9 protein-coding genes are annotated in these 13,340 nt (G+C 67.1%); 8 read left to right on the plus strand and 1 reads right to left on the minus strand.

Annotated elements, in window-relative coordinates; all coding sequences use genetic code 11:
- The first annotated feature begins 2 nt into the window (after positions 1–2).
- Both BTM25_RS06210 and BTM25_RS29095 read left to right on the plus strand, forming a co-directional pair.
- Positions 3–6,689, plus strand: a complete 6,687-nt coding sequence (locus tag BTM25_RS06210; protein WP_168212021.1) for a polymorphic toxin-type HINT domain-containing protein — start codon at positions 3–5, stop codon at positions 6,687–6,689.
- A complete protein-coding gene (locus BTM25_RS29095; protein WP_146058984.1) occupies positions 6,686–6,982 on the plus strand; it encodes a hypothetical protein in 297 nt (98 codons plus the stop codon). The genes BTM25_RS06210 and BTM25_RS29095 overlap by 4 nt, the downstream gene beginning before the upstream one ends.
- A 100-nt stretch (positions 6,983–7,082) precedes the next feature.
- On the opposite strand, the gene BTM25_RS06215 is transcribed toward BTM25_RS29095, so the two are convergent.
- The gene (locus BTM25_RS06215) at positions 7,083–7,565 is read right to left on the minus strand and encodes a GNAT family N-acetyltransferase (RefSeq protein ID WP_103561752.1); all 483 of its coding nucleotides are present in this window, start codon (positions 7,563–7,565) and stop codon (positions 7,083–7,085) included.
- Positions 7,566–7,717: 152 nt separating this feature from the next.
- Between BTM25_RS06215 and BTM25_RS06220 the strand changes: the two genes are divergently transcribed.
- From BTM25_RS06220 to BTM25_RS06245, 6 genes are all read left to right on the plus strand, one after another.
- Positions 7,718–8,620, plus strand: a complete 903-nt coding sequence (locus tag BTM25_RS06220) for a Rossmann-like and DUF2520 domain-containing protein (protein ID WP_103561753.1) — start codon at positions 7,718–7,720, stop codon at positions 8,618–8,620.
- Between the two features lie 14 nt (positions 8,621–8,634).
- Complete coding sequence (panC, locus tag BTM25_RS06225) at positions 8,635–9,489, plus strand: pantoate--beta-alanine ligase (protein WP_103561754.1); 855 nt, start codon at positions 8,635–8,637, stop codon at positions 9,487–9,489.
- A 21-nt stretch (positions 9,490–9,510) separates the two neighbouring features.
- Complete coding sequence (panD, locus tag BTM25_RS06230) at positions 9,511–9,927, plus strand: aspartate 1-decarboxylase (protein ID WP_103561755.1); 417 nt, start codon at positions 9,511–9,513, stop codon at positions 9,925–9,927.
- A gap of 80 nt (positions 9,928–10,007) precedes the next feature.
- Positions 10,008–11,624, plus strand: coding sequence for an L-aspartate oxidase (locus BTM25_RS30255; protein ID WP_103561756.1), 1,617 nt, complete (start codon positions 10,008–10,010; stop codon positions 11,622–11,624).
- On the plus strand, positions 11,621–12,478 hold the full coding sequence (gene nadC, locus BTM25_RS30800) for a carboxylating nicotinate-nucleotide diphosphorylase (RefSeq protein ID WP_103561757.1): 858 nt from the start codon (positions 11,621–11,623) through the stop codon (positions 12,476–12,478). The genes BTM25_RS30255 and nadC overlap by 4 nt, the downstream gene beginning before the upstream one ends.
- Positions 12,479–12,492: 14 nt before the next feature.
- Positions 12,493–13,275 carry a type III pantothenate kinase gene (locus BTM25_RS06245; protein ID WP_103561758.1) on the plus strand — a complete coding sequence of 261 codons (783 nt, stop codon included), beginning with the start codon at positions 12,493–12,495 and terminating at the stop codon, positions 13,273–13,275.
- Positions 13,276–13,340: the final 65 nt, after the last annotated feature.

Below are 13,340 nucleotides of genomic sequence, written 5' to 3' on the forward strand. Positions count from 1 at the left end.
GAGTGCTGGCGCTCTTGCTGCTCGTGGTCCTTCCGGCCGGACTGGTTGAAGCGCTTCCCGCGTCCGCTTTCGCGGACCCGAAAGGCACCCGGCCGGCGACACAGAAGCAGCGGAAGCCGGTGAAGGGCAGCCGGGGGAAGGTCAAACCCCGGCGCCCTGATCCGACCGCCGCGAAGACCTTGCGCACGCCGCCGCGCGGCGCCTGGCCGAGCACCGGTTCGACCGAGGTCACGGTGCAGGGCGGCGCCGGTGAAGGCACGGCGGGCGGACTGCGCGTCAGGGTCGCCGGAAAGAAGACTGCGGAACCGCGAAAACTCAGAGTCGATGTTCTCAGCCGTCAGGAAGCGGCCGCTGCGGGCGTCTCTGGAGTGTTGCTGCGTCTTTCGCGGACGGACACCGTCAAAACGAACGAGAAGCTTCGCGTCAGCATCGGCTACGGAACGTTCGCCGATGCGTTCGGCGGCGCGTTCGGCTCGCACCTTCGCCTGATCGCATTGCCCAAGTGCCCGCCGGGGAAGTCGGCGAACTGCGGGAAGCCGACCGAACTGCCGTCGGCGAACGACGGGGCGACGCGCACGGTTACCGCAGACCTGCCGGCGGCCACCGCAGGCGCGACGACGATGGTGGCGCTGGCCGCCGATACCGGATCCGACCAGGGCACCTACGGCGCGACCAATCTCGCGCCGTCCTCGAAGTGGAGCGTGTCGCCGTCCTCGGGCGGATTCTCCTGGAGCTATCCGTTCCGGACCGTCCCGGCTCCCGGCGGCATGGCCCCGAGCGTCGGACTGGGCTACTCCTCGCAGTCGGTCGACGGCGAGACGTCCGCTACGAATAACCAGGGCTCGTGGATCGGTGAGGGGTTCTCCTACGAGCCGGGCTACATCGAACGCCGTTACAAGGCATGCGCCGACGACGGCAACAAGGGTGTAGGCGATCTGTGCTGGGCGACCGACAACGCTGTCATCCAGCTCGGCGGTACATCCACCGAACTCATCAAAGACGATGCCACTGGCAAGTGGCGGCTCAAGGACGATGACGGTTCCAAGGTCGAACGGCTCACGGGCGCGACGAACGGTGACGACAACGGTGAGCACTGGCGGATCACCACCACCGACGGCACCCAGTACTACTTCGGCCTGAACCGCCTTCCCGGTTGGGCCAGCGGCAACGAGGAGACGAGCTCCGTCTGGCGCATGCCGGTCTTCGGCAACAACTCCGGAGAGCCGTGCTACAAGTCGTCGGGTTTCGCCGACTCCTGGTGCAACCAGGCGTGGCGCTGGAACCTGGATTATGTCAAAAGTCCGCACGGCGACGTCCTCTCCTACTACTACGCAAAGGAGACGAACTACTACGCGCGCAACGCCAAGACCGACGTCAACGGAACGCCGTACGACCGCGGTGGCTATCTGAAGCGGGCCGATTATGGCCAACGCGACGGCCAGGTCTACTCGACGCCGGCTGCGGCGCGCGTGGCGTTCGATGTCACCGAGCGTTGCATGCCGTCCACCGGCGTGACCTGCGATCCGGCCGCCGTACCGGATTCGGCGAACTGGCCGGACGTTCCCGGATGGCTGAACTGCAAGCCCGACACCAAGTGCACCTGGCAGCAGACCGGCCCGTCGTTCTGGACGCGCAAGCGGCTGGTGAAGATCCGGACCCAGATGCGTTCGGGCACCGGCTACGCCGACGTCGATTCCTGGACTTTGACGCACGAGTTCAAGGACAACGGCGACGGCTCGCGGACGCTGTGGCTCGCGAAGATCGACCATGCCGGTCTTGTGGGAGGGACCGCGACGACGCCGTCCATCCAGCTCGTCGGCAAGCAGCTTCCCAACCGGATCGACATCCCGAACGACAACATCCAGCCGATGGTGCGCTACCGGCTGGCGACGGTGTACACCGATTCGGGCGGTCAGCTCGATGTGAATTATGCGCCGACGGAATGCACATCGTCCTCCCTTCCGAAACCCGGTGAAAGCACCAAACGCTGCTTCCCGGTCAAGTGGACGCCGCCGGGCGTGACCGATCCGATCACGGACTGGTTCCACAAGTACGTGGTCGAGAAGGTCATCCAGACGGACCGAACGGGCGGATCACCGGACCAGGTCACCAAGTACGAGTACGAGGGCGATGCGGGCTGGCGGTACACCGACCCCGACGGCATCGCCGATCCCAAGAACTTGACCTGGGGCGAATGGGCCGGGTACGGCAAGGTCCACGTGCTCGGCGGTGACGGGCAGACGTACACGACCCGAACCGATTACACCTATTTCCGCGGCATGGACGGCGACAAGGACCCTGCGGGCGGCACCAGGTCCGTGTCGGTGAAGGACTCCACCGACACCTCGTACACCGACTATCCCGATCTGGCCGGTTTCGAGTTGGAGTCCGTCGTCTATGACGGAGCTTCGATCGTCAGCAAGACCATCAACGCGCCGTGGCGGAAGCAGACCGCCACACGTAAGAACGACTGGGGCACCGACCGCGCGGGATTCGTCGACACCGGCACGACCCGCGGTCTGACCGCCCTTTCCGCGGGCGGCTGGCGCGAGACGAAGTCGACCACGACCTACGACGACACGACGGGTCGGATCCTCCAGGAGGACGATCTCGGCGACCTCTCGACCGCGACCGATGACGTGTGCACGCTCACGTCCTACGCCGACGACGTCGACGCCTGGATGCGCACCTATGTGAAACGCGTCGAGAAACTGTCCGTGAAGTGCGCGGACGCTGGAACGGCCGACCGTTCCACGAAGCTGCTATCCGACACGTTGACGTCCTACGACGGCCAGGCTTACGGCACCGCCCCCACCAAGGGCGACGTCACGAAGGTTCAGACGCTCAAGAGCCATGACGGCACCACCGCGAAATACATCACCGACGCGGAAGGCACGTTCGACGAGCACGGGCGTCCGCTGACCGCCAAGGATCCGGCGGGTTCCACGACGACGACCGAGTACACCGACACCGACGGGCTCGCCACCTACAAGAAGGAGACGAATCCGCTCGGGCATATCACCGAGACCTGGTTCACGCCCGGCTGGAATGCGCCCGCCGCGCAGATCGACCCCAACGGGAAGCGCACCGACCTCGCCTACGACCCGCTGGGCCGCCTCACCAGTGTGTGGTTCCCCGACCGTCCCAAGGCGAACAGCTTCACACCGAGCGTCAAATACAGCTACGCGGTTCCCGGCGACGGCATCACGTCGGTGAAGACCGAGAAGATCGAGAACGACGGCACGTACGGAACCGAGTACAAACTGCTTGACGGATTCCTGCGTCCGCGCCAGATCCAGACCGAGGGCCCGGACGGCGGACGCCTCGTCGCGGACACGTTCTACAACGGCATCGGCCAGGTCGCGAAGGCGAACGAGACGTACTGGGCGAACGGCCCGCCGTCCAGCACGCTGCTGACCATCGACAACGGGCTGGTGAACGGCCAGACGGTCATGGCCTACGACGGAGCGGGCCGGCCGAAGGTCGAGACGTTCCGTGTCGCGGGCCAGGACAAATGGTCGACCACCACGACCTACGGCGGCGACCGGGTGAGCACCCAGCCGCCGGCGGGCGGAACGCCGAGCACGGCCATCACGGACGCCCAGGGCCGGACGATTCAGCTCCTCCAGTACAAGGGAACGTCGCCAACCGGGGACCACGACACCAGCACCTACACCTATACGGCGGCCGGAAGTCTTGCGACGGTCACCAACGAGAGCAACGAGGTCTGGCGTTACGAGTACGACCAGCGCGGCCGCAGGATCAAAGCCGTCGATCCGGACGCCGGGACGACCACCTACGGTTACGACGACCTCGACCGTCCCGTTCTCACCACCGATGCCAGGAACAAGAGCATCTTCACGACCTACGACAAGATCAGTCGTAAGACGGCGACGTACGAGGGCACGGACGCGAACGGCAAGAAGCTCACCCAGTGGACTTACGACACCAAGTACAAGGGCCAGCTCTACTCCACGCTCCGTCATACCGACGGGACATCGGCCAACGCGTACGGCAGCGCCGTTCTCACACGTGACGATTTCTACCGGCCGACCTCCACCCGCTATGTCGTCCCCTCCGCTGAAGGAAACCTCAAGGGAACCTACGACTTCACCACCTCCTATAACCGTGACGGCACGATCAAGACGATCGGGATGCCGGCGGCCGGTGATCTTCCCGCTGAGGTCGTGCGCTACGGCTATGACGACCTCCAGCGCCCGATAACCGTCGATGGAACGACGTCCTACCTGACACGGACGGACTACGCCCCCACGGGCGAACTCCTGCAGCGCGAGCTGTCCACCGGTGGCAAGAAGACCTGGCAGACCTACACCTACGAGCGCGGTACGAACAGGCTGGTCGAGTCGAAGCTGAATCGTGAGCTTCAAGGTGCGGTCCCCGACTTCCGCGGCCAGTACAGCTACACCGACAGCGGCTCGATCACGTCGATCAATGACGCGGCGACGGGCGATGACCAGTGCTTCTCGTATGACTACCTGGACCGGCTGAGCGCAGCGTGGACGGCGAAGTCCGACTGTTCGACGGCGCCTACGAAGGAGAACGTCACCACAACGGTCGGCGGCCCCGATCCTTACTGGACGTCCTACACCCAGGACCCGAACGGCAACCGGCGCAAGGTCGTCCAGCACACCCTGACGGCCACGGGCACGGACACCACCGCGAACTACACATACCCCACTAACGGGGCCGCTCGTCCGCACGCCGTCTCCCGGGTCGTGGACACGACGCCGACCGGCGACCGGCTCAACACGTACGCCTACGACGAAGCCGGAAACACGACCGAACGGGTACTCGCCGGTCAGAAGCAGACGCTCACCTGGGACTCCGAAGGAAGCCTCGCCTCGGTCAAGGAAGCGGACGGCAGCACGTCGAGCTACGTCTACGACGGCGACGGAAATCGGCTCATCCGCAAGGAGCCGGGAACATCGACGCTGTACCTGCCCGGAATGGAGCTGCGCCTTCTCTCCAGTGGGACAGTCGAGGGAACCCGCTACTACCAGCACGGCGACGACACGATCGCCACGCGTACCAAGGACGGCGTCACGTTCCTGTCCGCCGACCACAACAGTACGTCGCTCTTGGCGGTGAAGGACGGAGCGGAACAAACCCTGACGCGCCGCCGCCTGGATCCGTTCGGGAACGCCCGTAACGGTGCCGACAAGCCGCCGGCTTGGATCGACGACAAGGGCTTCCTCGGCGCGCCCAAAGATTCATCGGGCCTTACCCACATGGGCGCCCGAGAATACGACCCGAAACTCGGCCGCTTCATCTCCGTCGACCCGCTGTTCGACGACAAGGACCCGCAGTCGTGGAACGGCTACTCCTACGCCGACAACGACCCGGTGTCGAAATCTGACCCGGACGGCCAGTGGTGTCGGCGGATCGACGGTTACCTAGAGTGCTTCAACGGCGACGGTCAGAATCGCGTCCCGCACCCGAGCGGCAACGGTTATACCGTCTACCCGAAGCACGGTCGCCCCGTCAACTCGGGCGACGTCGGCCCGGCCAGGAACACCCGTCCCGCCATCAACCCACGCATCGCCGCACAGAAGCAGGCCGCCGAGCAGGCGAAACAACGCCTCAAGGCCGCCGCAATGGCCCTCGGCAAGATCGCCGCCGAAGAACTAGGCATCACCGACGCCCTCGACTGTTTCACCAAGGGAGATATCGGAGGGTGTGCCGAAACGGCGCTCAACGTGGTGACCATGATATCCGGTGGCCCGCTGCTGAAGTTCCTGCGTAAGCACGGAAATCCATTCAAATGGGCGCAGACGTTTAGGTTGGGCAAGAAGATCCTCGGCCTTGTTAAGGAACTGGCGAAGTCATTCAATGAGTGGCGCAACAGTTCGAGGCTCGCGAAAGAGCTAGAAATGGCAGCCACATGTACCGTAGGTAATAGTTTTATGCCTTCGACAACGGTTCTAATGGCTGACGGAAAGCGTAAACGCATCGACCAAATCAATCCAGGTGACCGAGTCCAGGCGACCGACCCGGCTACCGGAAAGAGGATTTTTAAACCGGTAGTAGCGACGATCGTTGGTCACGGTACTAAAAATTTGGTCGACATTACCGTTATTACCACCTCCGGCAAACGAGGCCTAGTCGTTGCGACTGATGGCCACCCCTTCTGGGCGGTTGCCTTCACTCCAGCTCCGTGGCGTAGGGCCGCAGTGTTCGGTTGGGTCAATGCAGGGAGCCTTCAACCGGGCATGCGACTGCGCACCAACTCTGGCGCCAATGTTCGGGTTGTCGAAGTCAGGCATCGGATTTCGATTCGGCAAAACGTTTACAACCTTTCGGTCGCCGACGCCCACACCTATTATGTGGCTGCAGGGGCGCCCGCTATACTCGTGCACAACTGTGGCTCCGGCGAAATTACGGACGAAACAATGAACATGCATATCCTACGTCGTCACTCCCTCGAGCTTGATCACCGATTCCCCGAGTTCGCTGCCAAAACCAAATTTGCAGAGGGTGTCACGCCGGACCAGATCAGGATTTGGGCACGCGCGGCAATGGGAGCGCCGATGGATAAAATAAGCACGGCCAACGGTGCGCATCGCCACCTATATAACGCGGGCGAAGTTGTGGGGTTCGAAGGCGAGACGCATGTAGCGGTTTGGGTCGAAGGCGGAAGAGTCACCTCTGTTCATCCGGAATCGCCATGATTGAGGTACAGGTTCGGTTGTCGAGCGGCAGCGTAGTTGTCGACGGCCGTGGAAGTGGAGTTGAATCCTTCTGTCAGGCTGACATCATCAAATACCCACTGCTGAGCCATATCATCCCGTGGGGGGATACGGTATTCAATGTGAGTCAGATTCGAAGCCTGATTGTCGAAATCGACGTCTATGAAAATGATTCTAGTTTTAATCCTACGGGTAAACGGTTTGACTGGTTGAAGGAGATGTGTGAGATCGCCCTTCGGGAGCCGCATCGGATGTTGTGGTTTATAGGCGATTGATTGTGTCTGGGCCAAATTGTAAGGGCTTGGGGCGGTTGTTATTATGGGTGGCAATATCCCATGTGTCGAGTGCTGGCCTCGGCTGACCGGTCGAATACCTTTATATTTTATAGTTATCATTCAGCTCTTGAAGGGGTTTGGTCATGTGGACGCTGTTGGGGTCGGGTTTGTAGTCGGCGAAGGGGGCGCAGTAGGTGAAGCCGAATTTTTCGTAGAGGCGGCGGGCGGGGAGGTAGGGGGCGGTGGAGCCGGTTTCCAGGCTTAGGCGGGTGTAGTTTCGGGCTGTTGCCTCGTTGATGATGTGGGTTAGTAGGCGGGATGCCAGGCCCGTGCGGTGGTGGGTCGGGGCGGTGCGCATTGATTTCAGTTCGGCGTGAGTTGGGGTCAGGTGTTTTAGGGCGCCGCAGGCTGCTATCGAGTCGCCGTCCGTCACCGTCCAGAACGTGATGTCGGGGGACCGGAGGGCGGCCAGGTCCAGGGCGTGGACGCTTTCGGGTGGGGAGAGGGCGCGCATGTCCTCCAGGTGGTCGTGGAGGAACTCGGCGATCTCGGGGCTCGTCAGGTCGTCTTGGAGGATTTTCATCGTCCCCTCGGTGGTCGAGGTGTTGCTGGTCGGTGGGGTGGACGGGTGTGCGTAGAGTCACCTTCGGGCTGAGTACTGGACGTCGGGCGGGGCGCGGGTACCCTGGAGCGCGCACGTCCGGTACCTACTGTTGAGGACTGGAACGAACCTGTATGGATCCTGCTGTGCCTTTTGACGCGCCGGAGGACCGGCCCGCCCGTCTGGACGTCGGCGTGGTCGGTGCCGGACGCGTCGGGACCGCGCTCGGCGCCGCGCTGGCCAGGGCCGGGCACCGGGTCGTCGCGGCGTCCGCGGTGTCGGAGAAGACCCGGGAGCGGGCTGCGGAGCGGCTTCGGGGTGCTGTTCTCGCCACCCCGCAGGAGGTCGTGGAGGCCGCGGACCTGGTGCTGCTGACCGTCCCTGACGACGCGCTCGGCGATCTTGTCGCCGGGCTCACCGCGACGGGCGTCGACACCACGGGCAAGCTGATCCTGCACACCAGCGGACGTTACGGCACCAGTGTCCTGGCGCCCGCGACGAGAGCCGGCGCGCTCCCGCTCGCCGTCCACCCGGTGATGACGTTCACGGGACGCCCCGACGACGTGGACCGGCTCAGCGGCGTGTCGTTCGGCGTGACGGCCCCGGACCCGCTGCGTCCCGTCGCCGAGGCGCTCGTCCTGGAGATGGGCGGCGAGCCCGTCTGGATCGAGGAGGAGAAGCGCCCGCTGTACCACGCGGCGCTCGCCACGGGGGCGAACCACCTGGTCACGCTGGTCGTGGAAGCGATGGACCTGCTCCAGAAGGCCGGCGTCGCCGAGCCGGGACGAACGCTCGGCCCGCTGCTGGGGGCCGCGCTGGACAACGCGCTCAGGCTCGGCATCGAGGGCCTGACGGGACCGGTGGCGCGCGGCGACGCCGGGACGGTCGCCGAGCACGTCGCCGAACTCGCCCGCGTGTCCCCGGAGAGCCGCAGCGCCTACGTCGCGCTGGCGCGGCTCACGGCGGACCGGGCGCTCACCGCCGGACTGCTCAAGCCCGGGGACGCCGAGCGGCTCCTCGGCGTGCTGGCCGACTGAGGAGGGGGAACGCGATGACGCTCGTGATCGCCGGCACGCGGGGCGAGTTGGCGGCGGCCAGGTCCGCGCTGACCGGGACGCTCGCGCTCGTCCCGACGATGGGCGCGCTCCACGAGGGCCACCGCTCGCTGATCAGGAGGGCGCGCGAGACCGCCGACGCGGTCGCGGTCAGCATCTTCGTGAACCCCCTCCAGTTCGGCGCGAACGAAGACCTGGACCGTTATCCGCGGACGTTCCCCGACGACGTCGCGGCTTGCGCGGACGAGGGCGTGGACCTGATCTTCGCGCCGTCCGTCGCCGAGATGTACCCGACGGAGCCGCAGGTCACGGTCAAGGCCGGCCCGATGGGCGAGCGGGTCGAGGGCGTGACGCGGCCGGGGCATTTCGATGGAATGCTCACGGTCGTCCTGAAGTTGTTCCACCTGGTGCGCCCGGACGCGGCGATCTTCGGGGAGAAGGACGCGCAGCAGCTCGCCCTCGTCCGCCGGATGGTCGCCGACCTGAACGTGCCGGTCGAGGTGGTGGGAGCCCCGACCGTCCGGGAGAAGGACGGCCTGGCGCTCTCCAGCCGCAACCGGTACCTCACCGACGCGGACCGGGTGACGGCGACGGCGCTGTCGCGCGCCCTGCACGCGGGCGAGAAGGCGGCGGGCGGCGGCCCGGACGCCGTCCGGACGGCGGCGCGGGCGGTGCTGGACGCCGCGGCGTCGCGGAATCCGCCGCTGCTGCTGGACTATCTCGTCCTCGTCGATCCGGCGACGTTCGAGGAGGTCGCCGCCGGCCACGAGGGACCGGCCGTGCTCGCCGTGGCGGGCCGCGTCGGCGGAACCCACCTCATCGACAACGTCCCGCTCGGCTTCCCCGCCTGAACGCCCCCCGAAGGAGTCGTCATGTTCCGGACCATGTTCAAGTCGAAGATCCACCGCGCCACCGTGACGCAGGCCGACCTGCACTACGTGGGGTCGCTCACGCTCGACCAGGACCTCATGGACGCGGCGGACCTGCTGCCCGGCGAGCAGGTCCACATCGTCGACATCGACAACGGCGCCCGGCTGGAGACGTATCTGATCGCGGGGGAGCGCGGCTCCGGCGTGATCGGGATCAACGGGGCGGCGGCCCGGCTCGTCGCGCCCGGCGACCTGGTGATCATCATCAGCTACGCGCAGATGAGCGACGCGGACGCGCGGTCGTTCGAGCCGCGCGTCGTCCACGTGGACCGCTCTAACAAGATCATCGCGCTGGGGTCCGACCCGGCCGAGCCCGTCCCCGGATCGCTGGACTCCCGGGGCGACCTGATCCGCCGCTGACCGTCGGACGGGGGCCGGTCGCATCCCGCCGCAGGGGTTAATGTCAGAATGACGAGAAATCGACCCCTGAGGAGGGGCACATGATCCCTCGTGTGCTCACGGCGCCCGCCCCCGGTTGGACCGCCGACACCGACATCGTGGTGATCGGCTCCGGCGTCGCCGGACTGGTCGCCGCGCTCAACTGCCGTCCGCACGGCCGCGTCCTGCTCGTCACCAAGGCCCTTCTGGACGCGGGCTCCACCCGCTGGGCGCAGGGCGGCGTCGCCGCCGCTCTCGACCCTGCCGACACCCCCGGCGAACATCTGGCCGACACCCTCACCGCGGGGGTCGGGCTGTGCTCGCAGGATGCCGTCCGCGCGCTCGTCACCGACGGCCCGGACGCCGTCCGGCGGCTCATCGCGCTCGGCGCCGAGTTCGACCGCGCGCCCGGCGGCGACCTCGCGCTCGGCCGCGAGGGCGGCCACCACCGCCGCCGCATCGCGCACGCGGGCGGCGACGCGACCGGCGCCGAGATCAGCCGCGCGCTGCGCGCCGCGCTCAAGGAGAGCGACGTCGAGGTCATCGAGCACGCGCTCGTCCTGGACCTCCTGCTGGACGCCGCCGGACGCGCCGCGGGCGTCACGCTCCACGTCATGGGCCAGGGACGTCCCGGCGGCGTCGGCGCGGTGCGCGCCCGCGCGGTCGTGCTCGCCACCGGCGGCCTCGGCCAGGTCTTCGCCGCCACCACGAACCCCGAGGTATCGACCGGGGACGGTGTAGCGCTCGCGCTGCGCGCGGGGGCTGCGGTGACCGATCTGGAGTTCGTCCAGTTCCACCCGACCGCGCTGTGGCTCGGGCCGGACGCGCGGGGTCGCCAGCCGCTGATCTCCGAGGCCGTCCGGGGCGAGGGCGCGCATCTGGTGGACCGGTCCGGGACGCGCTTCATGGTCGGCCGCCACGAACTCGCCGAGCTGGCGCCCCGCGACGTCGTCGCCAAGGGGATCATGAGCCGGATGGCCGAGACGGGCGAGCGGCACATGCTGCTGGACGCCCGCAACTTCGGCGCCGACCTGTGGGAAACCCGGTTCCCGACGATCCTCGCGGCCTGCCGGTTCCACGGGATCGACCCGGTGACCGAGCCGATCCCGGTCGTCCCGGCCGCGCACTACGCCAGCGGCGGCATCCGCACCGACCTGCACGGACGCACGTCCGTGCCCGGTTTGTACGCGTGCGGTGAGACGGCGTGCACGGGCGTCCACGGCGCGAACCGGCTCGCGTCCAACTCGCTGTTGGAAGGGCTCGTGTTCGCCGAGCGCATCGCGGCGGCGGTGGGGGCGGAACTGGACGAGCCGGGCGCGGCGGTCGCGCCGTCCGGACCGTCCGGCCTGCTGGACGGCGGCGCGCGCGACGCGATCCAGCGGATCATGTCGGCGGACGCGGGCGTACTGCGCGACGCGGCGGGCCTGGAGCGCGCCGCCCGCGCCCTGGACGCGCTGGTGCCGTCCCCGGACGTCGCGCCGGACGTCGCCGCGTGGGAGGCCACGAACCTGCACGCGGTCGCGTCCGCGATCGTCGCCGCCGCGCGCCGCCGCACCGAGACGCGCGGCAGCCACTGGCGCGACGACCACCCCGAGCGCGACGACGCGGCCTGGCGCGGCCACCTCGTCACCCGCCGCACCGACGCCGGCCTGGTCACCACCTACGAGGAGCACCGATGACACCCGAACTGGAAGCGCGGCTGGCCGTCGCCGGCCTCGACGCCGCCGCGGTGACGGCGCTGGTGGAGACCGCCCTCGCCGAGGACGGCGCGACCGACGTCACCAGCGAGCCGATCTTCGCCCCGGACGACCGCGCGGCCGGCGACTTCACCGCCCGCAAGGACGGCGTCGTCGCCGGGATCCCGGTCGCCGAGACCGTCTTCGAGCTGCTGGGCGTGGACTACGAGAGCCATGTCGCGGACGGCGACCGTGTGACGAAGGGACGGGCCCTGATTTCTGTGTCCGGGCCTACGCGCGCAGTTCTGCGAGCCGAACGCACGGCGCTTAATCTCCTCACCCATCTGTCGGGCATAGCGACTGCGACGCGCAGATGGGTCGATGCGATCGAGGGCACCAAAGCCAAGGTGCGCGACACCCGCAAGACCCTTCCCGGGCTGCGCGCGCTGCAGAAGTACGCCGTCCGTTGCGGCGGGGGCGTGAACCACCGGATGGGGCTCGCGGACGCGGCGCTCGTGAAGGACAACCACATCGCGGCGGCAGGCTCGGTGACCCGCGCTTACGAGGCCATCCGCGCCGTGTACCCGTCGCTTCACGTCCAGGTGGAGTGCGACACACTCGCGCAGGTGGAAGAGGCGCTGGCCGCGGGAGCGACGTCCCTGCTGCTGGACAACATGTCGGTCGGGCGAATGACCGAGGCCGTGAAGCTCGTGAACGGCCGCGCCGAACTGGAGGCCAGCGGAGGCCTCGGTTTGGCCGGGGTCCGAGATGTGGCCGTGACGGGGGTGGACTACCTTGCAGTAGGTGCGCTGACCCACTCGTCGCGCGCCTTCGACATCGGCCTTGACTTCTCCTGATCAGCGGGGACCTGATGCTGCTCACCATCGACGTCGGCAATACCAACACCGTCCTCGGCCTGTTCGAGGGCGAGGAGGTCATCGAGCACTGGCGGATCAACACCGACCCGCGCCGGACGGCCGACGAGATCGCCGTCGTCCTCCAGGGTCTCGTGGCGCAGAGTCCACTGCTCGCCGACACCGATATCAGCGGCATCGCCCTTTGCTCGACCGTCCCGTCGGTGCTCCACGAGATGCGCGAGATGTGTCGTCGTTATTACGGCGACGTCCCCGCGGTGATCGTGGAGCCCGGCGTGAAGACCGGCGTACCGGTGCGGATGGACAACCCCAAGGAAGTCGGCGCGGACCGCATCGTCAACGCACTGGCCGCCGTCCACCTGCACGGCGGGCCGGCGATCGTCGTGGACTTCGGTACCGCAACGACCTTCGACGCGGTGTCCTCGCGCGGTGAGTACGTCGGCGGTGCCATCGCACCGGGCATCGAGATCTCCATCGACGCCCTGTCGGCGCGCGGCGCGCAGCTCCACAAGATCGAGCTGGTCCGGCCCCGGTCGGTGATCGCCAAGAACACCGTCGAGGCGCTCCAGTCCGGCATCATCTTCGGGTTCGCGGGCCAGGTGGACGGCCTGGTCGAGCGGATGTCCGACGAACTGGCCGAGGACCCGGGCGAGGTCACGGTCATCGCGACCGGCGGCCTCGCCCCGCTCGTGCTGGAGGAGTCGCGCAGCATCGACGAGTTCGAGCCGTGGCTGACGCTCATCGGCCTGCGCCTGATCTACGAGCGCAACACGCCCTGAAGCGGGGTTTTCCACAGGCTGTGCACGGGTTCGCCGGGGCTGGGGCGGGTCGGTAGCCTGAGCGT

The organism is Actinomadura rubteroloni, from assembly GCF_002911665.1.
GTDB lineage: Bacteria > Actinomycetota > Actinomycetes > Streptosporangiales > Streptosporangiaceae > Spirillospora > Spirillospora rubteroloni.